The following is a 26,886-nucleotide window of genomic DNA, read 5'->3' as shown; positions in this document are numbered from 1 at the left end:
ATGTCAAAAGAAACGGCAGAACAGACAATGAATCAGAATGAAACAAATGGCAAAGCAAAACAGGCTGCCATTGAAATTCTCAAAAAATATGGGATTGTTTTTGTCCTGATTCTTATGATTATCGGAATTTCTATCTTAAGACCCAATTTTTTAACGCCTAATAATATTTTCAACGTTCTGACCCAAAGTGCTATTTTCGGAATTATGGCTTTGGGTATGACGCTGGTCATCACCTCAAAAGGAATCGACCTTTCTGTTGGATCTGTTTTGGCACTTACTGGTGTCGTAGCTGCCAGTCTGGGCCAGTCGGCATCAGCCACCAGCAAATTCTTTCCCGGACTGGGAGAAATGCCTCTCATCGTTCCTATTCTGGCGGCAGTTCTGTTGGGAGCACTTATTGGAGCCATCAATGGCGGATTACTGTCTTATACAGGCATCCCTCCGTTTATTGCGACCCTTGGGATGATGACCATTGCCCGTGGCTTTGCCCTGATTTACACTGGGGGCAGCCCCATCAGTTCACTGACCCCTGCCTTTACACGACTGGGGGGAAGGCTTGGTGTGGTGCCCATTCCTGTCATCATTTATGGCATCATGATTGTCATCACATGGATATTGCTGAACAATACCCAGTTTGGCAAAAATGTGTACGCCATTGGCGGGAACATAAAAGCAGCAGAAGTATCCGGCGTTAATGTAAAGAAGAACCTGATCTTAATTTATGCTTATTGCGGTATGCTGGCAGGGGTTGCAGCCATCGTTTTCGCAGGCCGTGTGGGCAGTGTGCATCCAGGTGCGGCCACCGGGTACGAACTGACAGCCATCGCAGCCACCACCATTGGGGGCACCAGTCATGCTGGAGGAATAGGAACCGTATGGGGCGCTGTTGTGGGGGCGCTGGTGCTGAGTGTACTGAGAAATGGACTGACACTGCTGGGTGTTCATGCCTACTGGCAGCAGATTATTGAAGGGATGATCATCGTTGTGGCGGTTATCATTGATATGCGTAAAAATGCCAGAAAGAAATAACCGCAACTCAAATCTGGCGTTGTGAAGACTGCAGGTGCGAAAGGCAAATGAAGCGATTATTGAAATGCCATAAAAAAATCTACAGAAAAGCTATGTTTTATATTCTATGAAAGACAGGTGATAAGTAATGAACAAAAAAGAAATCCGAGTGGCACTTATTGGAGCAGGTAGAATTGGCAAATTACATGGCGATAATATTTTAGCTCAGTTTCCAGGCGTTAAACTGGCAGGTGTGGCTTCTGTCCCCATGGAGGCAGCGCTGGAATGGACCAGGCAAAAAGGAATTGAACGCGTGACTGAAGATTACCGGGAACTGGTGAATGACCCGGAAATTGATGCCATACTCATTTGTTCATCCACGGATACACATGCAGAAATCATTATTGAAGCGGCAAAGGCTGGAAAACATATTTTCTGTGAGAAACCCATTGCATCCTCCGTTCCCAGAATTGTGGAAGCCTTGGAAGCGGCAAACAAAGCTGGGGTAAAACTACAGGTTGGGTTTAACCGTCGTTTTGATCCTCACTTTGCAAAAGCGCAGGAAATGGTGAAGGATGGCAAGATTGGAGATCTGCATTTGCTGCGCATCACATCCCGCGATCCGGAAGCGCCACCGGTGGAATACGTCAAGGTTTCAGGAGGTATGTTCCTGGATATGACCATTCATGATTTCGACATGGCACGGTTCCTTTCCGGCAGTGAAGTGGAAGAGGTCTACGCGTCAGGCGCGGTATTAGTTGATCCGGCCATTGGTGAAGCGGGCGATATTGATACGGCAGTGATTCAGTTGAAATTTGCCAACGGGGCCATTGGAACTATCGATAACAGCCGTCGTGCTGCCTATGGTTACGACCAGCGTATTGAAGCGTTTGGTTCCAAAGGACAGGTGGCAGTTGCCAATGTGCCTGAGAGCAATGCGGTTCTTAGCAACGGCGAGGCTGTTGTGGGTGAGAAACCTCAGTATTTCTTCCTGGAGCGTTACCAGCAGTCTTTCATCCGGGAACTGAGAGACTTCTTTGAAGCCATCGAAAAAGACACACCAACTCCAGTTACCGGGCAGGATGGTTTGGAACCGGTACTGATTGGGTTGGCAGCCGCACTTTCTGTCAAGGAAAACCGGCCGGTGAAGCTGGATGAAATCCGGCAGCAGTTTGGATTATAGCAGGGAGGTAGACCTTATGAAAACCATCAGACTCACCATGGCTCAGGCACTGGTGAAATTCCTTGAGAATCAGTATATTTCAGTGGATGGGGAAACCCATCGGTTTGTGAAAGGCGCTTTCGGTATTTTTGGCCACGGGAATGTCGTGGGGTTGGGAGAAGCATTGGAAAGCAGTGAGGAACTGACTTTTTTTCAGGGAAACAATGAGCAGGGCATGGCTCATGCCGCTGTTGCTTATGCAAAGCAGAAAAAACGTCAGGAAATCTTTGCAGTGACCACCTCCATCGGCCCGGGTGCCATGAACATGGTCACTGCTGCAGCAACGGCAACAGTGAACCGGATTCCGGTGTTGCTGCTGCCAGGAGACATTTTTGCTTCACGGCAGCCAGACCCGGTGCTGCAGCAGGTGGAAAATCCCACTGACCTGACCATCAGCGCCAACGATGCATTCAAGCCAGTCAGCCGTTACTGGGATCGTATTACCCGACCGGAGCAGATCATGACAGCGGCTCTCAATGCCATGCGGGTGCTTACCAATCCGGCAAACACCGGTGCAGTGACCCTTTGCCTGCCTCAGGATGTGCAGGCAGAAGCGTACGACTATCCCGTTGATTTCTTCAGAAAGCGGATTCATTACATGGATCGGTTGACACCAGAAACAGCTGCCGTCACAAGAGCGGCGGAACTTATTCAAAAAAGCCGAAAGCCACTGTTGATTTGTGGTGGCGGTGTTCGTTATTCTGAAGCCGGTGAAGCCTTTGCCGCCTTTGCTGAAGCTTTTCAGATTCCCTTTGGCGAAACCCAGGCGGGTAAAGGAACACTACCCTGGGATCATCCGCTGAACCTGGGTGGTATGGGAGTGACCGGTAATCAGGCAGCTAACCGCATTGCCCGGGAAGCTGATCTGGTCATTGCTGTAGGAACCCGGTTGGGTGATTTTACCACTGGATCCAAAACAGCTTTCGGTGAGGGAAGCATACCCATCATCGGATTAAATGTGCTGGACTTTGATGCCTGGAAAATGGACGGACTGCCACTGGTGGCAGATGCCAGGGAAGGGTTAAATGCCCTGCGCCAGGCTCTGGAAAAAACAGGCTATCAGGCCTCTCATGGTGACCGGATAGACACAGAGCAGGCCGCCTGGCGTCAGGAAGTGGCCCGCCTTTATGAAACTGACTGGGCAGAAGGGCTCTCCCAGACACGGGTGCTGGGCGAACTGAATGATCATCTGCTGGATGACAGCGCCATTGTGGTGGGTGCCTCCGGCAGTCTGCCAGGGTGCCTCCAACGACTCTGGAAGACAAAGAAAGCCGATGGCTATCACATGGAATATGGGTTCTCCTGCATGGGGTATGAAGTATCAGGAACACTGGGCGTGAAAATGGCGGCACCAGAGCGGGAAGTCTATGCCATGGTGGGTGACGGCAGTTTTGTCATGTTGCATTCGGAAATTCTCACTGCCCTGCAGGAAAAGATTAAGATCAACGTGCTTCTCTTTGACAATTCAGGTTATCAATGCATCCTGAACCTGCAGCGTTCCAAGGGAATCCATGATTTTGCCAATGAGTTCCGCTACCGGGGAGAAAATTCCGGCAGACTGGATGGAAACTACGTTCCCGTGGATTTTGCAGCCATCGGAGCCGGCTATGGCATGAAAACCTACCGGGTGAGTACCATTGAAGAACTGCGGGAAGCCGTAGAGGATGCTAAAAAGCAAACCGTGTCCACGCTGATTGATATCAAAGTGCTTCCTGGAAGCATGACCGGTGGCTATGATTCCTGGTGGCGTGTGGGGGTTCCGGAAGTGTCGCAAAATCCTGATGTTGTCAAAGCCCATGAAGAAATGACTGAACAGGTGAAGAAAGCACGTCCCTATTAAAACTAAACCACCTTTTCCACTGGAGGAATGAAACATGTATCCATTTAAAAATGTAAAGTTAGCGGTTGCTCCCATTGCCTGGACCAACGATGATATGCCGGAGCTGGGTGCCGAGTATACCTTTGAAAATTGTATTGACGAAATGGCGCTGGCCGGCTACGTTGGCAGCGAAGTGGGCAATAAATATCCAAAGGAACCAGCTGTGTTAAAGGCAGCTCTCGATGAACGGGGACTTCAAATCTGCAATGCCTGGTTCAGCAGCTTTTTAACCACAAAACCTCTGGAAGAAACCGTTGAAGCCTTCATCAAACAGCGTGATTTTCTCCACGCGCTGGGAGCCAAACGTATTGGTGTTGCTGAACAGGGACACAGCATTCAGGGACTAATGGATGTGCCGGTCATTGATCAGAAACCCGTGTTTTCAGAAGAAGAGTGGCACCGTCTCACCACCGGCCTTAACCGGTTGGGAGAGCTGGCAGCCGAAAAAGATATGAAGGTGGTGTATCATCATCATATGGGAACGGGCGTTCAGACCACTGCCGAAATCGACCGACTCATGGAGCAGACAGATCCCAATAAGGTGTTCCTGCTCTACGACACAGGTCACCTGGTTTTCTCCGGTGAAGATCATGTGATGATCCTGAAAAAATACATCAACCGCATTTTCCATGTACACCTGAAAGACGTGCGACAGGAGGTCATGGAAACGGTTAAACAGGAAAAACTGAGTTTTCTCCAGGGTGTGCGCCAGGGCGTATTCACTGTGCCGGGTGATGGCATGATCGATTTTGACCCTGTGTTCAAAGTGCTTTCAGATCACGGGTATGAAGGCTGGTTTGTAGTGGAAGCAGAGCAAGACCCGGCGTTGGCCAATCCTCTGGAGTACGCAAAAATGGCCCGCAGCTTTATTAAGGAAAAAACTGGTTTGTAAATCATCATATAAACAGCCTGTTGGTTCGTTATTAACTGTCGTTGCCCAAGGAGGTAAGAAATGGATTCCAAACAATATAAAAGTCCTTTGCACGAAATGGCTGAAACCATGTCCAATGATTTCTGGAATGATTCCTGCGCCATTGATGAGTTATCTTATGCACTCGAGTATGGTGCTGTGGGAGCCACTACCAATCCGGTGATCGTGGGGAATGTGTTAAAGCAAGACAAAGCACGGTACGATGAGCGTATCAAAGAAATGGTGGTCACCATGCCGGAAGCCACAGAAGACGACATCGCTTGGAAACTAAATGAAGAAATGGCCCAGGCGGGTGCCAAAATGCTAATGCCCATATTCGAAGCATCCAATGGGCAAAAAGGGCGCATTTCCATTCAAACCAACACCAAGTATTATCGAAACTGGAAACTGCTGCTGGAACAGACCATGCATTTCAGCACCCTGGCACCGAATATTCAGGTTAAAATGCCGGTGACCAAAGCCGGTGTTAAAGCAGTCGAAGAAGCTACCTATCAAGGTGTGAGCATTAATGCCACTGTGAGTTTTACAGTGCCCCAGGCACTGGCCATCGGAGCAGCTGTTGAACGTGGGTTGAAACGGCGGGAAGCAGAAGGCAAAGACATCAGCCAAATGCATCCGGTATGCACCATTATGGTGGGCCGAATTGATGACTGGTTGAAAGAAGTGGTGAAACGGGATGGCATTGAAGTAGATATGGAGTACCTGGATTGGGCTGGAGTTGCTGTTATGAAGAATGCCCATCGTATTTACAACGAAAGAGGGTACCGCACCCAATTACTGGCGGCGGCTTATCGCAATGATTACCAGTGGACGGAGTTTATGGGCAGTGACCTGGCCATGACCATTCCTCACAAATGGATTAAAAAGTTCAATGAGTCAGATGTGAAAGTGGAACCTCGCATGCAAATCCCGGTGGATCCGCAAATCATTGAAACCCTCGCAGCAAAAATTCCAGACTTTGTCAAAGCTTATGAGGCTGAAGGTATGTCTGAAGAAGAGTTTGATTCTTTTGGCGCCGTGAACACGACGCTGAAGCAGTTCCTTGGTGGATACGATGAACTGATAAGTATGATCCGGGAGTACATGGTCATCATTCGCTAATTCAATGAAGCCTGAAGCGCCGGAAACGGCGCTTTTCTGGCAAAACAGGATGCGGTGAACCAATGCAAATGATCCGGGATCATGGAAGCTGTCAACTGATAATTCAAAGGATCTCCGATAGGGCAGGCAGACATAAGCTGCGTATCATTGAGAGCAACGGGTATGAAACCTATAATTCAGCTTTATAAAGCCTTGTCAGCCCAACCTGAGAGGAGGAGGTATCGTGTCATCTTTAAAAACCATGAAAGCATGGGCAGTCAAAGTCAATTCAATAGATGAAGTGCCGGAAGTTTTCAGGGAGACAATTATCAATTCGCTTGAAGGGAACACGACATTGCCCCATATGGTGTATGCTCCCCAAAACAGTCGTACAGGCAAACCGTCGACAGATACTGTTATGGCAGCGACAATTGATCAGGTGATATTCTACACGCAAGAGGGGAACGGGATTCATACGCTGATCTACGATTTTGCTGAGTTGCAGGCAATACAGATCGGGACAGTGCTGCTTCAGTCTTGGATAAGGGTTTTTGGGCACACTGCTTCCGGGTATCACCAAACGACACTCTACTATGATACTGTGATGGAAGAATTGTTTCTTCCTGTGATTGAAAATGCCCGATTGAAAGCCCTGGGCCTGAAAAATGATGGAACTGAACCCGATGCAGGTGTGCTGGACCAATTAATGCAAGAAAGCATGAAATTCCTCAATTATGGGAAACAAAGCCTGTTAGCGGGTCAGCGAGTACGTTCAATGGTGTACCAGCCCCGGGCAAAGGGAGCGGCTGCCTCGGAGGAAACCCATGAGACAGCGCCCCACTTGACACTGCTGACAAGTGAAGAGTTAATTCTTATACAGGAAACAAAAAAAGACACTTCTGCCACCCAAAAATATAGTGGGATCTGGACTTACATTCCCCTTCATCAAATCGCCACAACAATGTTGGAAGAATCAAATGATGATGGCTGGGAAAAACTGACCATCCAACTGAAAGAGCAGAAGCCGGTGACCATTCTTTTTGATGCGGCCAATCGACAGGAAATTCAGACGCTGGCAGCGCAGCTGCCTCAGATGTGAAGACGATGTGATGTGGTGATGATTATTGTTGATAGAGATACTTATAATATGAGGAGGTATTTCATTGCTAAGGGAAGAACTGATTATCTCTGCTCCAAAGCCATTTGAAAAAGGATACAATGAAATCACTGCCATGGATGGAAGAGCCAGTGAGATGCTCATGGATTTTGGGATCTATTACCTGGACAAAGGCATGGAGATTAACAATGAAGAAGACCTGGAACGAGCCTATTTGTTATTGAAGGGAAAAATTGTTTATGAATGGGATGGGAAGACGCAGGAAGCTTCCAGAAACTCAGTCTTTGAAGAAAATCCCTGGTGCCTGCATGTGCCGGCAAAAACAAAAGTGATTATCAAGGCTCTGGCCTCCGGCACGGAGATCGCCGAGCAAAAAACAGATAACGAAAAGACTTTTCCTTCCAAACTGTATACACCTGAGGAATGCCTGAGTGAACAGTTTGGAGCAGGAACCCTTAATGAAACAGCGACCCGTACTGTGCGCACTATTTTTGATGACCGAAATGCACCTGATGCCAATCTGGTGATGGGAGAAGTGATCAATCATCCGGGCAAGTATTCCAGCTGGCCGCCTCACCATCATCCTCAGCCAGAAATCTATCATTACCGTTTTTACCCGGAAAAAGGGTATGGTCACTGTGAAATTGGTGATGATGTTTTCAAGGTGCAACATATGGATACATCAGTGCTGCCTGGTGGGTTGGTGCATCCCCAGACGGCTGTTCCCGGGTACGCCATGTACTATCTTTGGATGATTCGACATCTTGAAGGAGCCCGTTTTTCAGAGCGGATTTTTGTGGATGAACACAAATGGCTTCTGGATCCGGATGCGAAAATTTGGCCGAATAAGTAAAAGCATCAATAGTAAAGAGCCCCTTCAACCGGTCTGTGGGAGAAAATTTCTTCGACAGACCGGTTTTGTTTGGCGCTTTTCAAAGAATCATGTAAAATAAGAGCATCAAGCGCATGACAGATGCAGGGAGGTGCCCGATGGAAGAAGGACTAAAAACACTGATTTACCTTTCAGCCGGGTTGTTTATGGGCTGGTCGCTGGGTGCCAATGATGCTGCGAACATTTTTGGAACAGCAGTGGCTACACGGATGATTCGTTTCAAAACAGCCGCCCTACTCATGAGTCTCTTCATTGCCCTGGGAGCGGTGGTCAGCGGCAGTGGTCCGGCGGCAACCCTTGGAGCCCTGGGAGCGGTGACCAGAATCGAAGAAGCTTTTTTGGTATCGCTGACTGCAGCGGCAACGGTGATGGTGATGACCCGCCGGGGACTGCCTGTATCCACCTCTCAAGCCATTGTGGGAGCACTGGTGGGCTGGAATCTGCACAGTGGTGAAGCCATCGATATGAGCGTGCTGACAAAAATTGCGAGCACCTGGGTGGTTGCTCCACTGCTGGGGGCGCTGTTTGCCATGGGACTTTACCTGCTGATGAAGGTGTTTCATGAACGATCCCGCATTCACTTGGTTCAGATGGATCGCTTGATTCGTTTGGGGCTTGTTCTGTCCGGTATTTTTGGTGCCTATAGCCTGGGTGCCAGCAACATGGCCAATGTGATGGGCGTGTTTACCAATAGTTTTTCCATTGATTTGGTGATGGGAAGCGGCCGACAGATGATCACCTCCCAGCAACTGCTATTTTTACTGGGAGCAGCAGCGATTTCCCTGGGAGTCTATACCTATTCCCATCGGGTGATGCAAACCGTGGGCAGTCAGATCTACCGGTTGACGCCGCCGGCGGCCCTGGTGGTGGTACTATCCAGCGCCCTGGTATTGTTTTTATTTGCTTCCCAGGGACTGAAATCTTTGCTGATATCTGTCGGGTTACCTTCTCTGCCCCTGGTGCCTGTCTCTCAATCACAAACGGTGGTGGGAGCTGTCATCGGCATTGGCCTTATCAGAGGTGGTCGCAACCTGAATCTAAAGATGCTGGGAACCATCATAGCAGGCTGGGTGATCACCCCCCTGGCAGCCATGATCCTGGCTTTTTTCCTGCTTTCTTTTGTTTGAAAAAGCTTGAAAAGAGTCTGGGTTCGGTGGGGTGAATCTGAGAAGGTCGTTCAGAAAAGCTTTTTATTTTCAGTGTGGTCGATTTCTTGAACTTTGAAGCATTCAATATAGAAACAGATGAATAACAGGAGGTACATATGAAAAATACTCACATAAAACTGATTGTTTCAGATGTGGATGGAACTCTTTTTGAATCAGGAAATCAGGTGAACTCAACCACTGTCAAAATGGTTCATGATTATCAGAGGTCGGGGGGGATCTTTACCCTGGCCACCGGCAGATTGAAGAAAGCCATCGAACCCTTTATTCAGCAGTTGCATATTCGCTTTCCCGTTATTGTCTATAATGGGGCTCAAATTGTTGATTCAGTCACTGGTGAAGTGTTGGCGGCGCATACCCTTGACAGGGAACTGGCCTTGAAAGCTCTTGATTTACTGGCGCATTTTCCTTTGGATACCATCATGCATGTGAACCAGGTGCCCTACGTGAGAAGCCACACACCGGCTGTTTTGGAACACATGGAAAAAGATGGTATTGCGTGTCGTTGTCAGGAAAATCTGACGCCTCTGGCAGACAAGGATCCCACTAAAATGCTGATTATTGGAGACCCGTTTGAGTTGAAACAGTTTGCCAGTGAGTTGATTGTTTCTGCCGGCTATGATTTTGGGCCTGTTTATTCTGACTGGAATTATCTGGAAATCCTGCCTGCAGGGGCCTCAAAGGGAGCAGCACTGGAGCAGTTGGTGAAGTTGAAAGGCTTTGCCATGGAAGAAGTAGTGGCGGTGGGTGACGAAAGAAATGATCTTTCGATGATACGGGCGGCAGGCACAGGTGTGGCTGTGGCGAATGCCAATGAAGAACTGAAGGCAGCAGCCAACCGGATCACCCAGGGGCCCTGGAACCTGGGATTGGAAGAAATATTAGAGGAAGCCATACAAAGCTTGAAAGAAAACGATGCAGGATAATAAAGGCATAATCGCAAGAAAAGCCACCACATTTGGACATAGCGCTAAGAATCTGGTATGATAGACATGAAAACGCGGCATCAGACATAAAAACTGACGAGAAGGAGGTTTGTGCATGAACAAAATCATCTCACTGGAACAGGCAATGGATCTGGTACATGATGGTATGACAGTGATGATTCCCGGATTTATGGGCGTCGGAACCCCTGAAACACTGGTGGATGGGTTGGTGGAGAAGGGTCTCCAGGATCTGTTTGTTATCTGCACCGACACAGCCAGACCCAATGTGGGTATTGGCAAGCTGATTGTTAATGGACAGGTAAAAAAGCTATATGCTTCACACATTGGCACCAATCCTGAAACAGGCCGCATGATGAACGAAGGGCTCATTGATGTGACGCTGATTCCCCAAGGCACACTGGCGGAGCGGATTCGGGCCGGCGGTGCCGGGCTGGGCGGGTTTTTGACCCCCACCGGCGTAGGGACAGTAGTGGAAGAAGGCAAGCAGAAAATCGTTGTGGATGGAAAGGACTATCTGCTGGAGCTACCCCTGCGGGCAGACGTTGCCCTGATTCGGGGTTCGAAGGTTGATAAGAAGGGTAACATCTGGTACAATGCGGCCACTCGCAATTTCAATACGGTGATGGCAACAGCCGCCAAGACGGTTATTGTGGAAGCACAGGAGCTGGTTGAAGTGGGCGAAATCGACCCCAATAATGTGATGACTCCGGGAATTTTTGTGGACTACATCGTAAAGGGGGATGCCTGATGGATGTGCGCGAACGCATTGCAAGACGGGTTGCAAAAGAATTTAAAGACGGCGATATTGTGAATCTGGGCATTGGCATGCCTACACTGGTGGCTAATTACATACCTGAAGGTGTTGAAATTATTTTCCAGTCGGAAAACGGTTTCGTGGGAATGGGTCCTGCACCACTGGAAGGCAATGAAGATCCAGACATTGTGAATGCAGGGGGATTGCCCGTGAGTGTTCTGAAAGGAGCAGCTTACTTTGACAGCGCCACTTCTTTTGGAATTATTCGTGGGGGGCATGTGGATGCCACTGTACTGGGAGCTCTTCAGGTGGACGAAGTAGGAAATCTGGCCAACTGGATGATTCCCGGCAAGTTGGTGCCAGGCATGGGAGGTGCCATGGACTTGGTGGTGGGTGCCAAAAAAGTCATTTTGGCCATGGAACACACCGCTAAGGGACGCCCTAAAATCCTGAAGGAATGCACCTTACCCTTGACAGCACGAAAAGAAGTGAATTTGATTGTGACAGAAATGGGCGTCTTTGACATCACACCCGGTGGGATGTTTCTCCGGGAAATTGCACCTGATGTGACAGTAGAGCAGATTCGTGAAGCCACAGAGGCAGATTTCATTGTGTCTGAACACCTGAAAGTGATGGAAGAATAGTAACATTAAGTGAATCGAAGAAACTGAAACAGCTCCCTCGGAGAACGCCGGCATCAGCTGCCGGTCATTAACCGAAGGAGCTTTCCTTTTGTTTGCAAAAACAGGAACACATTATCAGTGAGCTAAAGAAGATCCGCGATTTCTGATGCAGCTGCCCTTCGTATTCAGTGGGAGAGAGCCACTAACGAAAGTCATCGAAGAAAGGGATGACCCGTTCTGGTGCCAGTCGGCGGTTCACCAGTGGTGGTCCTTCCCGCAGCACTTCATTTAACTGAGTATATGTTGGCCTTTCTTCGCGATAGAGAATCCCCAGGGGAATGCCCTCTTCCCATTCAAAGGCCTTTTGAAGCGCCTCCGTGCGATTACCAGGGTCGTAACTCTCGGGAAGTTGGTAGGTGTGTTCCTGATACCATTTGAAGGTATTAACTTTATTAAACACCACGCAGGGCTGGAAAATATCCACCAGAGCATAGCCGGGATGGGTGATAGCGGCTTTCATCAGTTCAACAAGCTGTTCCCGTTCACCGACAAATCCCCGCGCCACAAAAGTGGCTCCCATGGTGATGGCCAATGCCAGCGGTTTCAGGGGATGAAGCACCACACCTTCTGTTTGGATCCCCGTAGTATGACCGGGTCGGGTGGTGGGAGAGGCTTGCCCTTTGGTGAGGCCGTAAATCATATTATCATGGACAAAATGGGTCACATCCAGATTTCGTCGCATGTTGTGTATCAGGTGATTTCCACCCTCCCCGTAAGAATCGCCGTCCCCGGAGTTGATGATCACCGTTAGCTCCTTATTGGCTACTTTGGCACCAAAAGCCGGGGGTAACGATCGGCCATGAAGGCCATTGAACCCATTTGTTCGAATATAATGAGGGGTTTTAGCCGCCTGTCCAATGCCGGAGCAAACCAGTACCTCATGAGGGTTTTTATCCAACTGGGCCAGCGCTTCCTTCAAAGCAGCCAGCAAGGCGTGATTGCCGCAGCCAGGGCACCAGGCCGAGGGGTGTGAGGAGTTGAAGCATTTAGGATCAGTCACTTAAAGCACCTCCTTTTTAACAGCTGCCACAATTTCTTCCGGTGCCATTTGTCGGCCATCGAATTTCAGATAACTTCGCTGGCAGGCGATGCCGGTCTCCTGACGAATCAGGCGGGCCAGCTGGCCGGTATAGTTTTGTTCCACATTCATGAGCACGCGGGCTTTACCAGCAAGGGTGGTCAGCAAGTTCACCGGAAGAGGCCATAAATCCCCAAATATCAGGGCACCGATGGGGGGCAGATCTGTTTCTTTTTCCAGGAGCTGCAGTGCTTCCTGAAGAGGTCCTGCCACAGATCCCCATGCCAGCAGGAGAATCTCAGGTGATTCAGCTCCCAGATGCCAGGGTTCTTCCACTTCGGCTTTCAACAGTTCCAGTTTTCCCATTCGTTTTTCCATCATTCGAATACGCACCTCAGCAGATTCTGTGATATGGCCTTCTTCATCATGTTCATCGCTGTCAGCAAGGACAATCTGGCCGGAAATTTTTCCGGGAATCAACCGGGGTGACAAGCCGTCTTCAGTGAAGGTATAGCGCTGGTAAGGATTCTCTTCGGAATAAGTGGACCCGGCATCAAGATGCCGGTCAATGGAGACGCCTGCCACATTGAAAGGTGGTATGGTGACCGTATAATCGGCCAGATACTGATCACTGAGAAGGATCACCGGCAGCTGATATTTTTCGGCCAGGTTAAAAGCCCGCGCTGTTTGAGCAAAAGACTCTTGTGGATTCCTTAGAGCGGTAATCATTCGGGGAATTTCGCCGTGGGAAGCGGCGAGAATAAAACTTAAATCACTTTGCTCGGTGCGAGTGGGGAAGCCTGTGGCAGGTCCGGGACGCTGTACATTGGCCACCACCAGTGGTGTTTCGGTGATACCGGCAAGGCCCAGGGCCTCAGTCATTAGAGAAAAACCCCCGCCAGAGGTGCCTGTCATGGCCCTTATGCCTGCATAATTGGCACCGATAGCCATATTGATGGCAGCGATTTCGTCTTCTGCCTGTTCCACCACAACGCCGGCTTCTGTCTGCTTGGCTGCCAGGTAGTTCATAATGCTGGTGGAAGGAGTCATGGGATAGGCACTGTAAAATGTGATGCCTGCCGCCAGTGCACCCAGGGCGATGGCCTCGTTGCCGCTAATAAGCAGGCGGTCGTCGTCACTGCCGGAGGGCAGAGAGATATGGGGTTCTGTCAAATCAGCACCCAGTCGCAGGGCTTTCAAATTTGCCTCCGGCGAACGGGATTTGAAAGCCTCTGATATGAGGGCTTCAGTGAGTTCGAGGGGCAACCCGTACCACTGAAGCAGCAGTCCGAGAAAAACAGTGGTGAAAGTTTTGGCATTGCCGGCCTCTTTTGCCAGGGATTCCAACGGCCAGTGAAAAATCTGAGGATGATCTTGCTTCAGTTTTTCATCGCAAAGCAACGCCCCTTCTGGGTGCAATCGGGAAAGATGTTCTGTGATGGTGGTTTCATCAAAAGCAGCGATGAGGTCAAGGGAAAGCCGGTGAGAGGTTAACGGTCGGTCGCTGAAACGGATTTGGATAAAGTTGTGACCGCCCCGTACCCGTGACATATAATCCTTATGGACAAAAACATGGTAGCCATTACGTTTCAGGCTGCGTTCCAATAATCCTGACAGAGTGTCCATCCCCTGGCCGGCGGAGCCGCCAATCAATAAATTGTAGTCCAAACGATTCCCTCCTTTATGACACCATTACAGCGTCAGATAAATAAATCAGCCTGTCAAAGCTATACCCGTATCCGAGGTTACTGTAACAGCATTTCAAACGATAACAGCATTTCGAAAGGCAGGACTTTCATTGCGAGTACGAATGAATTACACTATAATGAAGAACAGAATGGCAATTCCAAATGGAAAACCGCAGCAACAATAGTTGTTGCTATGTTGAACTCTGGCAGGGATAAGTGCCAGGTAGCCTTATGGAGAAGAGACAAAGGAGATAAAAATGGAGATCAGGACAATTCTGTTTGACTTGGATGGGACGTTATTACCAATGGACCAAGAAAGATTTATGAAATATTATTTAAAAGCACTGACAGGGCACTTTCGTCAGTACATGCCGCCTGAAGTGTTTCAGAAGCTTCTCTGGAAAGGCACTCATGAAATGCTGAATAACCGGGGAGGGAGCGAAACGAACGAAGCAACCTTTTACCGTGCGTTTTTCGAAGCCTATAAAGAAAAACGATCAGAAATGATTCAGACCTTTGAGCAATTCTATGAAACTGATTTCGAACAGGCGAAAGAAGCAACGGGAACAGATAGCCAGATGATCAAAGCCGTTCATGTATTGCAGAACAAAGGATATCGAATGGCAGTGGCCACCAATCCACTGTTTCCATTGCAGGCTGTTGAAAAGCGGATCGGTTGGGCAGGATTGTCGCCGGATCAGTTCGAATTCATCACCAGCTTTGAAACCATGCACGCCTGCAAACCTCATGTGGCGTTTTATCAAGAGGTGCTGGATATTCTGCAAACAGAACCGGCGTCGACCATCATGGTAGGAAATGATGCTCACGAAGACTTGTCAGCCGGTAAACTGGGGATGCAAACCTATTTGGTGACTAACTGCCTGCTTCAGGCGGATAAACAGGCAATGACACCAGACTATCACGGCACCACGGAAGATTTTCTTGATTTTGTGGGAACACTTCCCAGCCTGCGGTGAAGTTGACTTAGATCCAGACAAGGCTGTTAAGGCGAATCTGATTATGATATAATGAATTCAGCGGGGTGAAATCAATGATGAAACACAGGATCACAGGCGTCATTTTAGCAGGTGGAGCCAGCAAAAGGATGGGGCGCAACAAGGCGCAGCTCCCCCTGGGAGACCGACGCATGATTGAATGGGTGGCGGGTGCCTTGGATTGTTTGTTTGATGAAGTGCTCATCGTGACCCATCATCCCCAGTCATTTCCCATGCTGGATAATGTCCGTATCGTTCAGGATCTTATGAACCCGGGTAGTCGAAGCTCTTTGATTGGATTATACACAGGTCTCTACCACGCAAAGAACGATCTCATTTTTGCAGTTCCCTGTGATATGCCGCTCCTTAACCGGGCAGTGATTGAACACATGATCGAACTGCTGGACGGTGAAGATGTCCGGGTGCCATTGATTGGCAGTCATTTTCAGCCCTTGCATGCATTTTATCAAAAAAGCTGCCTGCCCTACATGAGGCGTTACATTGATCGGGAGAATTATAAAGTTATCCGTTTTTATGAGGATGTGCTGGTACGCACGGTTGACGAAAAGGTGTTGAGACAGTTTGACCCTGAGTTGAACTGTTTTGTCAATGTGAATGGCAACAGAGAGTACGAAATGGTTCAGGAAATCTGGAAGGAAAGGGCACAACAGTGGTGCCATGAGTGGATGAAAAAGCCGCCTGTAAGAAGGAGGGAAATGACTGATGACAACCGCAGATCCATTGGTGATTCACAGCGATCGAGGCAAAATACGTATTTCTGAAGACATTATCATGACCATTGCGCGAAACGCCGTTTCTGAAATTGAAGGCATTGTTTCCATTAGTGGCGGGTTTCCGGGAAGCATGGCAAAAGTTTTTAGTCGAAATACCACCAGCAAAAGTGGTGTTCAACTGGAAAAAGAAGCAGATCATTTGATACTTAATTTATCACTTGAAGTCCTTTACGGAATCCCCATTCCTAAAATGGTGGAGCAAGCCCAGCAACAAGTGAAACAGGCAGTGGAAACAATGACTGAGATTCATGTGGAACAGGTGAATATTTATGTGAACCATTTAAAAACGACCTGATGGAGTCAGGTCGTCTGAGTTCGAGTGCTGATGTTCAGCACTTTTTTCATGCCGTTTTATGTTCTTCTACATATTCCACAATCTCGCCCACGGTACGCAGAGATTCTGCCATTTCATCGGGAATTTCCAAGCCGAACTCGTCCTCAATGGCCATGATGATCTCGACAGCATCAAGGGAATCTGCTTCCAGATCATCAAGCAAACTGGTTTCGGGAGTAATGACCGCAGGATTACCAATGCCCAGCTGGCTGGCAATCATTTTTTGAATCGTGGTTAACACCATGAAGATCCTCCTTTTATATAATCAGTTTCAGTTGAACGCTTTTCGTCCGTCAATAGGATACCATATTCACATCCGTTTGCCTATAGATTTATCATTGAAATCTGCGAACTTTTTCAGACGGGGTCTTTTTAAGATAAGGGCATCAAAAATGCGAAAAAATAGGATGAATCTGGATAGAAAACATGGCAAGTATTCAACAGTCGGTGTATAATGGTTATGATTTGCCTGTCCGGTGAAAAAGAGAACACCGAAGTGACAGATAGTTGGGGAGGATGAAGAATGGAGATTGCATTTGGTGTGCTGGGAGGATTAGGCCTGTTCCTGTACGGCATGCATGTGATGAGCAGCGGGCTTCAGAAAGTGGCCGGCAACAAACTGAAAGACATTATCAGCATGCTGACTTCCAACCGAATCATGGGAGTCATGGTAGGTGCCTTGGTGACTGCCGTTGTTCAGAGCAGTAGCGCCACGACAGTCATGGTGGTTGGTTTTGTCAATGCGGGGATGATGCAGCTGGCTCAGGCGGCCAGCCTGATTATGGGTGCCAATATTGGTACCACCATCACCGCCCAGATTATCACCTTTAAAATTGACCGGTTTGCTCCGGTGATCATTGGTATTGCGGTGGGGGTTTGGTTGTTCAGCAAAAATCGCAAAACCAAACAGATGGCAGAGGCTTTTATTGGCTTTGGCATGCTGTTCATCGGCATGAAAATGATGGGGGATGCGCTGCGCCCCATGCGAGAATTTGAAGCTTTCAGAAATATTTTGGTGAGTTTTGCCGAGCATCCCTTCCTGGGAATTCTGGCTGGCTTCGGAATCACTGTTATGGTCCAGAGCAGTACCGCATCCACAGGGATTCTGCTGGCTCTGGCCATGGAAGGGCTGATTCCCATCGAATCCGGACTGCCCATCCTTTTCGGAATCAACCTTGGAACGACGGTGACGGCCATTTTATCCAGTATTGGGGCCAATAAAACTGCAAAACGGGCGGCCGCCTTTCACTTTTTGTTTAACGTCATCGGCACAGTTCTCTTTGTGTTTTTATTACGGGAACCCACCTATCACCTGATCAAATACCTGAGTCCGGGAGATGTTCCCCGACAAATTGCCAATGCCCATACCATTTTCAACATTACCACCACGCTGGTACTCCTACCCTTTACCGGCTATCTCATTAAGGCTGCTTTCAGGATGGTGCCCGGAGGTGCAGATACCATTCAGGGAGTTAAGTACATTGATGAGCGGATTTTGAGCACTCCGGCGATTGCACTGGGCACTGCCATTAAAGAAACCCTGCATATGGGAAATGTGGCCGGTGGTTCGCTGCGTGACGCCATGGATGCCATCTTTGACCGGGATCAGAAAAAAATAGATGAAGTAATGTGTACCGAGAAAATCACCAATGAACTGGAACGGGAGATTGCTTCGTACCTGGTGAAGCTTTCCAACCAGAATCTGGCCGCTTCCAACCGTGAGACAGTGGATGGTCTCTTTAATACCATCAATGACATTGAGCGGGTGGGCGATCATGCAGAAAACCTGGCTGAGCTGGCACAGTTCAAACTTGATGGCAATCTCATTTTTTCAGAGTCAGCCATTGAAGAGCTCAGGGAAATTACCGATCTGACCATTGGAGCTTATGAGTCGGCGCTGACAGCCATGAAAGAACTCAATGAAAAGCTGATTGAAGAAGTGCTGGAGAAAGAAAAAGCTGTTGATAAGCTTGAAAAGCGTTTCCGGGCCAATCATATCGGGCGTCTTAATGCTCACCAGTGTGTTCCCAGTGCCGGAGTTATTTTCCTTGATATTATCAGTAATCTGGAACGGATCTCAGACCATGCTGCAAACATCGCTCTGTCTGCTCGGGACGAAATTAGGGGAAAACGCAAGTAAGGAGTTGACCGATGGGAGAAATTGCTGCTTTTTTCGATATCGATGGTACCTTACACCGGGACTCATTGATGATGGAACATTTTAAACGGCTGATTCGCTATGAAATCATCGACCCTCAATACTGGTACAGTCATGCCCAGAAAGCTTTCAGAAACTGGGATAAACGCATGGGCAACTATGAAGATTATCTGCTGGAAGTGGCAGAAATTTATTTAAACTCAATGAAGGGGCAAAACAAGCATTACATTGATTTCATCGTGCACCAGGTGATAGAAACCAAAGGTGACCGGGTGTATCGGTTCACCCGTGATCAGATTTACTGGCATAAGGAGCAGGGGCACCGGGTTATTTTTGTTTCCGGCAGCCCCGATTATCTGGTGGAACGCATGGCAGAAAAATATGGGGCAGATGACTTTCGGGCAACCGAGTACCAGGTGGATGAACAGAACAACTTTACCGGTGAAATCAAGCAAATGTGGGACTCTCACAGTAAATCGGAAGCATTGGCTGAACTGGTGGAGCAATATGATATCGATTTGGATCTAAGTTATGCCTATGGGGATACCAAAGGTGACCTGACCATGCTGCAATCGGTCAAATACCCGGTGGCCATCAACCCGGCAAAAGAACTGCTTTTGGAAATTAAAAAAGATGAAGCACTGGCCAAACGAACCAAAGTCATTATTGAGCGTAAAGATGTGATTTATCAATTCGATGCCAGTGTGGAAATTTTGTAAAGTGAAAGGAAACCACTTCAATGCTGGAGGGTTTCTTTTTTTATGCAGAAAGAGCTACTTGACATTGTCAACAATCAGGGGTATTATATGAGCGTAATCAAATATATAAATGTAATAATGTGATTATGTGTTCATACAACCAGCATGGTTAGGAGGTGTGAAATGGACGGTTTATTTAAAACACTTGGAGATCAAAATCGCCTGCGAATGCTTAATTTGTTGAGAAAGGACAAGCTGTGCGTTTGTGAAATGGAAGTTATCTTAAACACAACTCAATCGAATGTGTCCAGACACCTGGCACGGCTTCGCTCAGAAAATGTGATTTCATACGAAAAAAAAGCACAGTGGATATACTACTCAGTTCATGAGGATTTTATCAAAAAGCATCTGTTGCTGTTCAAATATCTTGAAGAGTTCATGGATCAGGAACCACTGTACCAGGATGACTTGAAACGGCTGCAGGCATATGAGTCCAGTGGCGAAAATTGTGAAACGCTGAAACGTCATGAAAAAAAGATCTTTGCCAGCTAGTTTCATAAGGCGGTATATATTATAGGAGGTGTCCAGCGTGGAAAAAGAAAATACTCAGGGAATTGGATTTTTTGAGCGTTACTTAACAATTTGGGTGGCGGCTTGCATCGTCATAGGAGTGGCCATCGGCCAATACCTGCCCGTGATTCCAGAAACACTCAGCCGCTTTGAATATGCCCAGGTGTCGATTCCGGTAGCCATTCTCATATGGCTGATGATTTATCCCATGATGCTGAAAATTGATTTTACCAGTATTGTGGCAGCGACCAAAAAACCCAGGGGGCTGGTGGTTACCTGTGTCACCAACTGGCTGATCAAGCCTTTTACCATGTATGTCATCGCCGCCTTTTTCCTGAAAATCCTATTTCAGAACTTCATCGCGCCTGATTTGGCCAACGAGTACCTGGCAGGGGCAGTGCTTTTGGGAGCGGCTCCCTGCACAGCCATGGTTTTTGTCTGGAGTCATTTAACAAAAGGGGACCCGGCCTACACATTGGTGCAAGTGGCGGTGAATGACTTGATTCTGTTGGTGGCTTTTACACCCATTGTGGCATTCCTGCTTGGCATCAGTGACGTCATCGTACCCTACGATACCCTGTTTCTGTCAGTGGTACTCTTTATCGTCATCCCCCTGGCAGGAGGGTATTTCTCGCGCAAACATATCATCAAAAATAAAGGCCTGGATTACTTTGAGAATGTTTTTCTGAGAAAATTTGACAATGTAACCATCGTCGGCTTGCTCTTGACGTTGATCATCATTTTCACCTTCCAGGGTGATGTGATCCTGTCCAACCCATTGCACGTTCTGTTAATTGCCATCCCCCTTACCATTCAGACTTTCTTCATTTTCGCCATCGCTTATGGCTGGTCACGTGCCTGGAAACTGCCCCATAACATAGCGTCACCGGCAGCCATGATAGGTGCCAGCAATTTCTTTGAACTGGCGGTGGCTGTCGCCATCACCCTCTTTGGGCTTACCTCCGGGGCAGCTTTGGCAACAGTTGTCGGGGTACTGGTGGAAGTGCCGGTGATGTTAACCTTGGTGCGTATCGCCAACAAAACACGGCACTGGTTTCCGGAAACAGCAAAAAGGGCCTAAAACATAAATGGTGAAATCGTGAAAACGAAGGATGTCAAATAAGCAGATGAAAGCAGTGAAAAGATGAACGCAGGATCATGGCTATCACAAACCAAGCATTATGGCAAGGCAAGGTTTTTAGGAAGCCAGAAACTTCATAATGATGCCAGGTGCCCAAAACATGTATAACTGATATAATAAGGGTGCATTGTCCGATGCAATGAAACGTTGTGTGGATGATGCGCCACTTTTTATCTGAAAGCAAGGGTTATTACCGGAAAATATGATCCGGGATTGCTGGTATACATGGCTGGAATGATGTGTGAAGGGAGTGACGTAAAATGAATGATCGAAACCACCCTCTGGAAAAACTGAAAATACTGGAGGTTGATCCCTGGCTGGGGACTTACGAACAGGATCTGGTACTGCGCATGAAACATTACCGTGAGATGAAAAGATCTCTTTTGGGAGATGAAAGCCAGTTCAAAGATTTTGCCAACGGGCACCAATACTTTGGCTTCAACCCCACTGATCATGGATGGGTGTACCGGGAATGGGCACCTGCCGCAGATGCGTTATTTCTCATGGGAGACTTTAATGGGTGGAACCGAAGCTCTCACCCGTTGACAGCAAGGGAAGCGGGAGTGTGGGAAATATTTCTTGAAGGCAGAGAAACACTATGTCATGAGTGCAGGGTGAAAGTGCATGTGGTAAGCAAGGGAACGGCCAGAGACCGGATTCCACTGTATATTCGACGCGTGGTGCAGGACACTGAAACCCATGATTTTTGCGGGCAAATCTGGCATCCTCCTGAGTCATTTCATTGGACAGACTCAGATTTTCAGCTACTCCCGCACCGCCCTCCCTTTATCTATGAATGTCATATTGGTATGGCACAGGAAGAGGGGAAAATCAGTTCTTACCGTGAATTTGAAGAAAACATACTGCCTCGGGTAAAGACGATGGGGTACAATACGATACAGCTGATGGCAGTGATGCAACATCCCTATTACGCTTCTTTTGGGTATCATGTGTCTAATTATTTTGCCGTTTCATCCTGGTTTGGAACACCGGAGGACTTGAAGTCACTGGTCAATACAGCTCACCAAATGGGAATTGCCGTGCTCATGGACATTGTCCATTCCCACGCAGTGAAGAATATTGCCGAAGGAATTAATCAGTTTGACGGCACTGTTCATCAGTTTTTTCACGAAGGTGAACGGGGAAACCACAGCGCCTGGGATTCGAAGCTTTTCAACTATGGAAAGCACGAAGTGATACACTTCCTGTTGTCCGGCATTAAGTTTTGGCTGGAAGAATACCATTTTGACGGGTTTCGCTTTGATGGCGTCACCTCCATGATATATCACGACCACGGACTGGGAACGGCCTTCGACAGCTATGATAAATATTTCAGCGCCAACACAGATCTGGAAGCGCTCACTTACCTTCAGTTTGCCAACGAGCTGACCAAGGAACTGCGGCCCGATGCCCTGAGTATTGCAGAAGATATGAGCGGCATGCCGGGTATGTGCCTGCCCATTGAAACCGGAGGCATCGGGTTCGATTACCGGCTGTCCATGGGAATGCCGGATTTTTGGGTAAAAACCCTGGAGAAGCCGGATGAAAACTGGCAAATGGGCCAAATGGTGCATGAGTTGTCCACCAGCCGGCCTCAGGAAAAACGCATTGCATATGTGGAATCCCATGATCAGGCATTGGTGGGAGACAAGACCATGATTTTCAGAATGGCAGACAAAGAAATGTATGCGCATATGCATCGTGGCAGTCAGAATCTGGAAGTGGAGCGGGCCGTCGCCTTGCATAAAATGGCCCGGCTCATCACCATTTCTTTGGGATCAGAAGGATACCTTACCTTCATGGGAAATGAATTCGGGCACCCGGATTGGATTGATTTTCCCCGGGAAGGCAACGGTTGGAGTTTTCAGTACTGCCGCCGCCTCTGGTCTCTGGCAGACAATCCAAATCTCCGCTACAAGGATCTGAAGCACTTTGATCAGGCCATGCTTCAGCTGATGCAAACCGCCAAACTGATGGGAGGCAGCCCCCTCACGCTGATGGTGGATGAAGAACGTAAAGTGATTGCTTACCGAAGTAACGACCATGTGTTTTTCTTTAATTTTCACCCCACTGTCTCTTGGGAACATTTGGAAATACCCCTCCATGATACCGGTGACTACCAGGTGATTCTGGATACTGATGAAAAACGCTTCGGCGGCCAGGGGCGTATTTCCCATGAGGTGGTTCATTCGACTTATTCTCTCAGACTGAACCCGGCATACAGTGGAATTGCCATCTACCTGCCCTGTCGAACGGGGATGGTGCTTGAAAAAAGTGAATGAGTGCCTTGTTAACGGAGGATGGCTGAGATTTTTAGTTCCTTAGATTGGCGTCAGCTGATCTGGCCAGATTTCTTTGCCTTCAATCTGAAAAGCTGAACAAGCAACTGTGTGAAAATATTAATTAACTGAGCCAAATTATGAAACTGTAACGATGTTGAGATGGTGGTTTCAGAGAAGTTAGGCTTGACAACAGCTGGAGGAAAGCGTACACTATATATAAAGATATATTTATATAATCATTGAAAAGGGGTGCTGAAATGAACATCAAGATTTTGGGTTCAGGATGCAAAAACTGCAAAACGCTGGAGTCCAATGCACGAGAGGCGGCAGAACAGTTGGGTTTGACTGCTACTTTTGAAAAAGTGGAAGACTTTAAAACCATTGCTTCCTATGGCGTGCTGAAAACTCCCGGCCTGGTGGTGGATGAAAAACTGGTGGCATCAGGCAAGGTTTTAAATGTTGACGAAATCAAGAGCAAACTTAAATAAGGCATTGTCACATTTGCCCATCGGTGATCAATTGATGGGCAAGATCTTTCTTTTTGGAGGCGCATTGGAATGAGTGAACTAAAGAAACTGGGTATAATTGTGGCGGTCTTTTTAGCGGCTTTTTTCATGCCGGTTGAAAATCCGGTGATGCAGGGAGCGCTTTTGGAATCATTTGCTTTATTAAATGAGTATGCCCGGGAACATGTTCTGCTGTGTCTGGTTCCTGCCTTCTTTATTGCCGGTGCTGTTGGTGTTTTTTTGTCTCAGGATTCAGTGATCAAATACCTGGGCCCCCAGGCTAAAAAAGCGGTTTCTTACGGGGTGGCCTCTGTTTCAGGGGTGATTCTGGCGGTGTGTTCCTGTACGGTATTACCGCTGTTTGCCGGTATTTACATGAAGGGTGCCGGCCTCGGACCTGCTGTCACATTTCTCTACTCCGGGCCGGCCATCAATATTCTGGCCATCACCATCACGGCACAGGTACTGGGGCTGGAGCTGGGAATTGCCCGTACTATTGGTGCCGTTGTTTTCAGTGTGGTGGTGGGGCTTCTGATGCATCTGATATTTCGCAAAGAAGAAACGGACCGCAATGAAAAAGATGCCGCTATGTTTGAAGGCCAGGATGAATCAGGAGAAGACAGACCCTTGTGGCAAACCATGGTCTTTTTCTTTTCAATGATAGGGGTACTGGTATTTGCTAATTTTGCCCGGCCTTCCGACCCATCAGGCGTGTGGGGTTTTCTTTTCTCCCTTAAATGGATTTTGGCAGGGTTATTCCTGGCCATTACCGTATATGCCACCGTGTTTTGGTTTAATCAGGAACAACGGAAAGAATGGATTGATGAAACCTGGGGATTTGCCAAGAAAATCCTTCCCCTGTTGTTTGGCGGCATTATGGTGGCAGGGGTTTTACTGGGACGACCGGGTCACAGTGGTCTGATTCCCGAAGCCTGGGTGGCGAGCCTGGTGGGGGGGAACTCGCTGGGAGCCAATCTTTTTGCTTCAGTGGCGGGTGCGTTCATGTATTTTGCAACGTTGACAGAAGTGCCCATTCTTCAGGGGCTCATTGGATCCGGTATGGGTAAAGGCCCCTCGCTGGCGTTGCTGTTGGCAGGTCCTGCGTTGTCTCTGCCCAACATGTTGGTCATTAGAAGCGTTATCGGAACCAAAAAGACAGTGGTGTTTGTCAGCCTTGTCGTTGTCATGGCCACCTTCACCGGATTAATTTACGGGAATCTGTTTTAGAAGTGTTTAAGACTACAGTAGAAAACGCACAAAACCCCCTGCTATTAGAGCAGGGGGCAGACTGTAGACAAAATGCTGGTTCCCCTGAGTGGGAGCCAGCATTTTGCGTAAGAAAAGAATTAATCGTTTGAAAGAAGACGGCCCAGGGCCCGTCATCCCCTTGCGCCACTTCCAAGTGGCCAGCTTTTTCAGGTTCATGGCAGCTGCCACAAGCATGGCTTCAGTGGCGACCCGTTTTATGCCTCGAAGGGTTGTCCACCGCATGCCATGCTTTTCTTTCATGTCTGCAAATACCCGCTCAATGGTTTCCTTGCGTTTTGCGTAGATGGTTTTGTTCTGTGTCGTGTGCCGCAGGTGTTCCGCTTCATCCAGGTAATCTTGCCATACATGACGCATGAGCCGTTTGGTATGGTCACGGCTTTCGGTACACTGGGCTAAATGAGGGCAGGTTCTGCAATCGACTGGATTGGAATGGTATTCCCGGTATCCTTCCCGGTTGGTGGTGCGATAGGTGAGGATCTTATCTTGTGGACACAGGTAACAGTTATGGTACTCATCATAGACGTATTCGTGCTTTCGGAAGAAGCCTTTCTTTGTCATGGGACGCTTGTAGGGCATCACAGGCCGGATATCCCGCTCAAGGAGAATTTTGCAGATAAAAGGGGTTTTGTATCCGGCGTCTACTGCTATTGACTGGGGTGCACCTACGCGCGCTGTTACTTGATTGAGAATTGCTTCCAGCATGGTGGAGTCATGGACATTGGCACCGGTAACGGCTAAACCCAGGATAAAGCCGTTGGGGTCGCAGGCGGTATGGTAGGAGTAGGCAAAGCACTTTTCCTTTTCACTTTTTCGCAGGATACCGCTTTCCGGGTCGGTGGTGCTGACTTTCTGTTCCTTCATTTCTACTTTTTTTTTACTTTCTTTCAACGGTCCTTTACCGTGATTTGCTCGGTCTTTGTCCACTTCGGCTTCCAATTGGTCTTGGTAGTGCCGCACACTCTTTTCAACCATTTCTTTTCGGTATTTGCCTTTGTTGGCACTGGCTTTCACATGGGTGGCGTCAATGAACACTTCTTCTGGCCTTAAAAATCCTGCTCTTATGACTTCTTCCAGAATTCGCTGAAATACTTGTTCAAAGATGTCGGTGTCTTTAAAACGTCGGACGTAGTTTTTGCCGAAGGTCGTAAAATGTGGGATTTCTTCATTCAGTCCATACCCGATGAACCAGCGGTAAGCCATGTTTGTCTGGATTTCCTGGATGGTCTGGCGCATGGACCGGATTCCAAAGAGGTACTGGACCAACACAATCTTGAACAAAGACACAGGATCAATGCTTGGTCTTCCCCGTTCTTCGGAGTACTTGTCTTTTACCAGATCATAGATAAAGGAAAAATCGATAGCAGCTTCCAGCTTTCGCACCAGGTGGTCCTTTGGGACCAGTTCATCCAGTGAAATCAGTTCGATCTGTGTCCGTTGTTTCTCTTTTTGCCGTGTGATCATGGGTCGTCCCTCCCTAGAGCCTTCTATCTGTTTCCTTACATGTATACTTCGACATAAAAAGGGAAATTCCTTTTTGATTTTCAAAGAAATTTCCCTTTTTTCATCTTTTTTATGTGGTTTTTGTGACTTTGTCTTCAGTCTGACCCCCTGCTATTAGAGCAGGGGGTTTGAGGTTGTTGAAAAAGTCTATGAAAATAGGCTTTTTTTCTTGCAATCAAAAAGGAGATTCGCCCCTTGATGTCGAATATAGATATAAGGGGTGATTCGAATGATGACAAAGAGAGACCATGTTC

25 protein-coding genes are annotated in these 26,886 nt (G+C 48.0%); 21 read left to right on the top strand and 4 right to left on the bottom strand.

The annotated features are described in order from the left end of the window. The 11 genes from AAIG11_RS15965 to AAIG11_RS15915 all read left to right on the top strand — a co-directional run bounded on the left by AAIG11_RS15965 (position 1) and on the right by AAIG11_RS15915 (position 11,640). The gene (locus AAIG11_RS15965) at positions 1-1,029 is read left to right on the top strand and encodes an ABC transporter permease (RefSeq protein ID WP_343187232.1); all 1,029 of its coding nucleotides are present in this window, start codon (positions 1-3) and stop codon (positions 1,027-1,029) included. A gap of 127 nt (positions 1,030-1,156) precedes the next feature. Next, positions 1,157-2,191, top strand: a complete 1,035-nt coding sequence (gene iolG / locus AAIG11_RS15960; protein ID WP_343187231.1) for an inositol 2-dehydrogenase — start codon at positions 1,157-1,159, stop codon at positions 2,189-2,191. 16 nt (positions 2,192-2,207) lie between these two features. Further along, positions 2,208-4,070 (top strand): 3D-(3,5/4)-trihydroxycyclohexane-1,2-dione acylhydrolase (decyclizing), encoded by a 1,863-nt coding sequence (iolD, locus tag AAIG11_RS15955; protein WP_343187230.1) that lies wholly within the window; start codon positions 2,208-2,210, stop codon positions 4,068-4,070. Between the two features lie 34 nt (positions 4,071-4,104). Next, a complete protein-coding gene (gene iolE / locus AAIG11_RS15950; RefSeq protein ID WP_343187229.1) occupies positions 4,105-5,001 on the top strand; it encodes a myo-inosose-2 dehydratase in 897 nt (298 codons plus the stop codon). A gap of 60 nt (positions 5,002-5,061) precedes the next feature. Continuing rightward, positions 5,062-6,141 (top strand): transaldolase family protein, encoded by a 1,080-nt coding sequence (locus AAIG11_RS15945; protein WP_343187228.1) that lies wholly within the window; start codon positions 5,062-5,064, stop codon positions 6,139-6,141. Positions 6,142-6,364: 223 nt separating this feature from the next. Beyond that, the gene (locus tag AAIG11_RS15940; protein WP_343187227.1) at positions 6,365-7,219 is read left to right on the top strand and encodes a hypothetical protein; all 855 of its coding nucleotides are present in this window, start codon (positions 6,365-6,367) and stop codon (positions 7,217-7,219) included. Positions 7,220-7,283: 64 nt separating this feature from the next. Continuing rightward, on the top strand, positions 7,284-8,090 hold the full coding sequence (locus tag AAIG11_RS15935; RefSeq protein WP_343187226.1) for a 5-deoxy-glucuronate isomerase: 807 nt from the start codon (positions 7,284-7,286) through the stop codon (positions 8,088-8,090). Between the two features lie 137 nt (positions 8,091-8,227). Then, complete coding sequence (locus AAIG11_RS15930; RefSeq protein ID WP_343187225.1) at positions 8,228-9,256, top strand: inorganic phosphate transporter; 1,029 nt, start codon at positions 8,228-8,230, stop codon at positions 9,254-9,256. A 137-nt stretch (positions 9,257-9,393) separates the two neighbouring features. Further along, positions 9,394-10,221, top strand: coding sequence for a Cof-type HAD-IIB family hydrolase (locus AAIG11_RS15925; RefSeq protein ID WP_343187224.1), 828 nt, complete (start codon positions 9,394-9,396; stop codon positions 10,219-10,221). Between the two features lie 115 nt (positions 10,222-10,336). Next, positions 10,337-10,990 (top strand): CoA transferase subunit A, encoded by a 654-nt coding sequence (locus tag AAIG11_RS15920; RefSeq protein WP_343187223.1) that lies wholly within the window; start codon positions 10,337-10,339, stop codon positions 10,988-10,990. Continuing rightward, a complete protein-coding gene (locus AAIG11_RS15915) occupies positions 10,990-11,640 on the top strand; it encodes a CoA transferase subunit B (RefSeq protein WP_343187222.1) in 651 nt (216 codons plus the stop codon). Before AAIG11_RS15920 ends, AAIG11_RS15915 begins: the two co-directional genes overlap by 1 nt. Before the next feature lie 181 nt (positions 11,641-11,821). Here AAIG11_RS15915 and AAIG11_RS15910 read toward each other — a convergent pair whose 3' ends face one another. Continuing rightward, on the bottom strand, positions 11,822-12,679 hold the full coding sequence (locus AAIG11_RS15910) for a 2-oxoacid:ferredoxin oxidoreductase subunit beta (RefSeq protein ID WP_343187221.1): 858 nt from the start codon (positions 12,677-12,679) through the stop codon (positions 11,822-11,824). Then, the gene (locus tag AAIG11_RS15905) at positions 12,680-14,365 is read right to left on the bottom strand and encodes a 2-oxoacid:acceptor oxidoreductase subunit alpha (RefSeq protein ID WP_343187220.1); all 1,686 of its coding nucleotides are present in this window, start codon (positions 14,363-14,365) and stop codon (positions 12,680-12,682) included. It lies immediately after the preceding gene. A 277-nt stretch (positions 14,366-14,642) separates the two neighbouring features. Here AAIG11_RS15905 and AAIG11_RS15900 point away from each other — a divergent pair, with 277 nt between their 5' ends. From AAIG11_RS15900 to AAIG11_RS15890, 3 genes are all read left to right on the top strand, one after another. Further along, positions 14,643-15,362: an HAD family hydrolase gene (locus AAIG11_RS15900; protein ID WP_343187219.1), complete on the top strand. Its 720-nt coding sequence runs from the start codon at positions 14,643-14,645 to the stop codon at positions 15,360-15,362. A 77-nt stretch (positions 15,363-15,439) separates the two neighbouring features. Further along, complete coding sequence (locus AAIG11_RS15895) at positions 15,440-16,162, top strand: molybdenum cofactor guanylyltransferase (RefSeq protein ID WP_343187218.1); 723 nt, start codon at positions 15,440-15,442, stop codon at positions 16,160-16,162. Next, positions 16,104-16,469, top strand: a complete 366-nt coding sequence (locus AAIG11_RS15890) for an Asp23/Gls24 family envelope stress response protein (protein ID WP_343187217.1) — start codon at positions 16,104-16,106, stop codon at positions 16,467-16,469. Before AAIG11_RS15895 ends, AAIG11_RS15890 begins: the two co-directional genes overlap by 59 nt. 46 nt (positions 16,470-16,515) lie before the next feature. Here the strand turns inward: AAIG11_RS15890 and acpP are convergent, their stop codons facing one another. Next, complete coding sequence (gene acpP / locus AAIG11_RS15885; protein ID WP_283407880.1) at positions 16,516-16,752, bottom strand: acyl carrier protein; 237 nt, start codon at positions 16,750-16,752, stop codon at positions 16,516-16,518. A gap of 279 nt (positions 16,753-17,031) precedes the next feature. Here acpP and AAIG11_RS15880 point away from each other — a divergent pair, with 279 nt between their 5' ends. From AAIG11_RS15880 to AAIG11_RS15850, 7 genes are all read left to right on the top strand, one after another. After that, complete coding sequence (locus AAIG11_RS15880) at positions 17,032-18,648, top strand: Na/Pi cotransporter family protein (RefSeq protein WP_343187216.1); 1,617 nt, start codon at positions 17,032-17,034, stop codon at positions 18,646-18,648. Positions 18,649-18,659: 11 nt separating this feature from the next. Next, positions 18,660-19,385, top strand: coding sequence for an HAD-IB family hydrolase (locus tag AAIG11_RS15875; RefSeq protein WP_343187215.1), 726 nt, complete (start codon positions 18,660-18,662; stop codon positions 19,383-19,385). 162 nt (positions 19,386-19,547) lie between these two features. Beyond that, the gene (locus tag AAIG11_RS15870) at positions 19,548-19,916 is read left to right on the top strand and encodes an ArsR/SmtB family transcription factor (protein ID WP_343187214.1); all 369 of its coding nucleotides are present in this window, start codon (positions 19,548-19,550) and stop codon (positions 19,914-19,916) included. A gap of 37 nt (positions 19,917-19,953) precedes the next feature. Next, positions 19,954-21,015: an ACR3 family arsenite efflux transporter gene (gene arsB / locus AAIG11_RS15865; RefSeq protein WP_425499432.1), complete on the top strand. Its 1,062-nt coding sequence runs from the start codon at positions 19,954-19,956 to the stop codon at positions 21,013-21,015. 320 nt (positions 21,016-21,335) lie between these two features. Beyond that, complete coding sequence (locus AAIG11_RS15860; RefSeq protein WP_343187212.1) at positions 21,336-23,357, top strand: alpha-amylase family glycosyl hydrolase; 2,022 nt, start codon at positions 21,336-21,338, stop codon at positions 23,355-23,357. A gap of 257 nt (positions 23,358-23,614) precedes the next feature. Beyond that, complete coding sequence (locus tag AAIG11_RS15855; RefSeq protein ID WP_343187211.1) at positions 23,615-23,845, top strand: thioredoxin family protein; 231 nt, start codon at positions 23,615-23,617, stop codon at positions 23,843-23,845. Positions 23,846-23,914: 69 nt separating this feature from the next. Next, entirely contained in the window at positions 23,915-25,090 is a 1,176-nt protein-coding gene (locus AAIG11_RS15850) for a permease (protein WP_343187210.1), read from the top strand. Positions 25,091-25,102: 12 nt separating this feature from the next. On the opposite strand, the gene AAIG11_RS15845 is transcribed toward AAIG11_RS15850, so the two are convergent. After that, positions 25,103-26,593: an IS1182 family transposase gene (locus AAIG11_RS15845; RefSeq protein ID WP_343187209.1), complete on the bottom strand. Its 1,491-nt coding sequence runs from the start codon at positions 26,591-26,593 to the stop codon at positions 25,103-25,105. Between the last annotated feature and the right edge of the window lie 293 nt (positions 26,594-26,886).

The organism is Anoxynatronum sibiricum (genome assembly GCF_039414295.1).
In the GTDB taxonomy this organism is placed as follows: Bacteria; Bacillota; Clostridia; order Peptostreptococcales; family Tindalliaceae; genus Anoxynatronum; species Anoxynatronum sibiricum.
This window is presented reverse-complemented; position numbering and strand designations above follow the sequence as displayed.

Excerpts from the sequence above, each read along its gene's own strand:
- AAIG11_RS15870 (WP_343187214.1), top strand. The coding sequence starts at position 19,548 with ATGGACGGTTTATTTAAAACACTTGGAGATCAAAATCGCCTGCGAATG.
- iolG (WP_343187231.1), top strand. The coding sequence starts at position 1,157 with ATGAACAAAAAAGAAATCCGAGTGGCACTTATTGGAGCAGGTAGAATT.
- AAIG11_RS15890 (WP_343187217.1), top strand. The coding sequence starts at position 16,104 with ATGACAACCGCAGATCCATTGGTGATTCACAGCGATCGAGGCAAAATA.
- AAIG11_RS15900 (WP_343187219.1), top strand. The coding sequence starts at position 14,643 with ATGGAGATCAGGACAATTCTGTTTGACTTGGATGGGACGTTATTACCA.
- AAIG11_RS15945 (WP_343187228.1), top strand. The coding sequence starts at position 5,062 with ATGGATTCCAAACAATATAAAAGTCCTTTGCACGAAATGGCTGAAACC.
- AAIG11_RS15930 (WP_343187225.1), top strand. The coding sequence starts at position 8,228 with ATGGAAGAAGGACTAAAAACACTGATTTACCTTTCAGCCGGGTTGTTT.
- AAIG11_RS15860 (WP_343187212.1), top strand. The coding sequence starts at position 21,336 with ATGAATGATCGAAACCACCCTCTGGAAAAACTGAAAATACTGGAGGTT.
- AAIG11_RS15845 (WP_343187209.1), bottom strand. The coding sequence starts at position 26,593 with ATGATCACACGGCAAAAAGAGAAACAACGGACACAGATCGAACTGATT.
- iolE (WP_343187229.1), top strand. The coding sequence starts at position 4,105 with ATGTATCCATTTAAAAATGTAAAGTTAGCGGTTGCTCCCATTGCCTGG.
- AAIG11_RS15915 (WP_343187222.1), top strand. The coding sequence starts at position 10,990 with ATGGATGTGCGCGAACGCATTGCAAGACGGGTTGCAAAAGAATTTAAA.
- AAIG11_RS15965 (WP_343187232.1), top strand. The coding sequence starts at position 1 with ATGTCAAAAGAAACGGCAGAACAGACAATGAATCAGAATGAAACAAAT.
- AAIG11_RS15850 (WP_343187210.1), top strand. The coding sequence starts at position 23,915 with ATGAGTGAACTAAAGAAACTGGGTATAATTGTGGCGGTCTTTTTAGCG.
- AAIG11_RS15925 (WP_343187224.1), top strand. The coding sequence starts at position 9,394 with ATGAAAAATACTCACATAAAACTGATTGTTTCAGATGTGGATGGAACT.
- iolD (WP_343187230.1), top strand. The coding sequence starts at position 2,208 with ATGAAAACCATCAGACTCACCATGGCTCAGGCACTGGTGAAATTCCTT.
- acpP (WP_283407880.1), bottom strand. The coding sequence starts at position 16,752 with ATGGTGTTAACCACGATTCAAAAAATGATTGCCAGCCAGCTGGGCATT.
- AAIG11_RS15920 (WP_343187223.1), top strand. The coding sequence starts at position 10,337 with ATGAACAAAATCATCTCACTGGAACAGGCAATGGATCTGGTACATGAT.
- AAIG11_RS15855 (WP_343187211.1), top strand. The coding sequence starts at position 23,615 with ATGAACATCAAGATTTTGGGTTCAGGATGCAAAAACTGCAAAACGCTG.
- AAIG11_RS15875 (WP_343187215.1), top strand. The coding sequence starts at position 18,660 with ATGGGAGAAATTGCTGCTTTTTTCGATATCGATGGTACCTTACACCGG.
- AAIG11_RS15880 (WP_343187216.1), top strand. The coding sequence starts at position 17,032 with ATGGAGATTGCATTTGGTGTGCTGGGAGGATTAGGCCTGTTCCTGTAC.
- AAIG11_RS15895 (WP_343187218.1), top strand. The coding sequence starts at position 15,440 with ATGAAACACAGGATCACAGGCGTCATTTTAGCAGGTGGAGCCAGCAAA.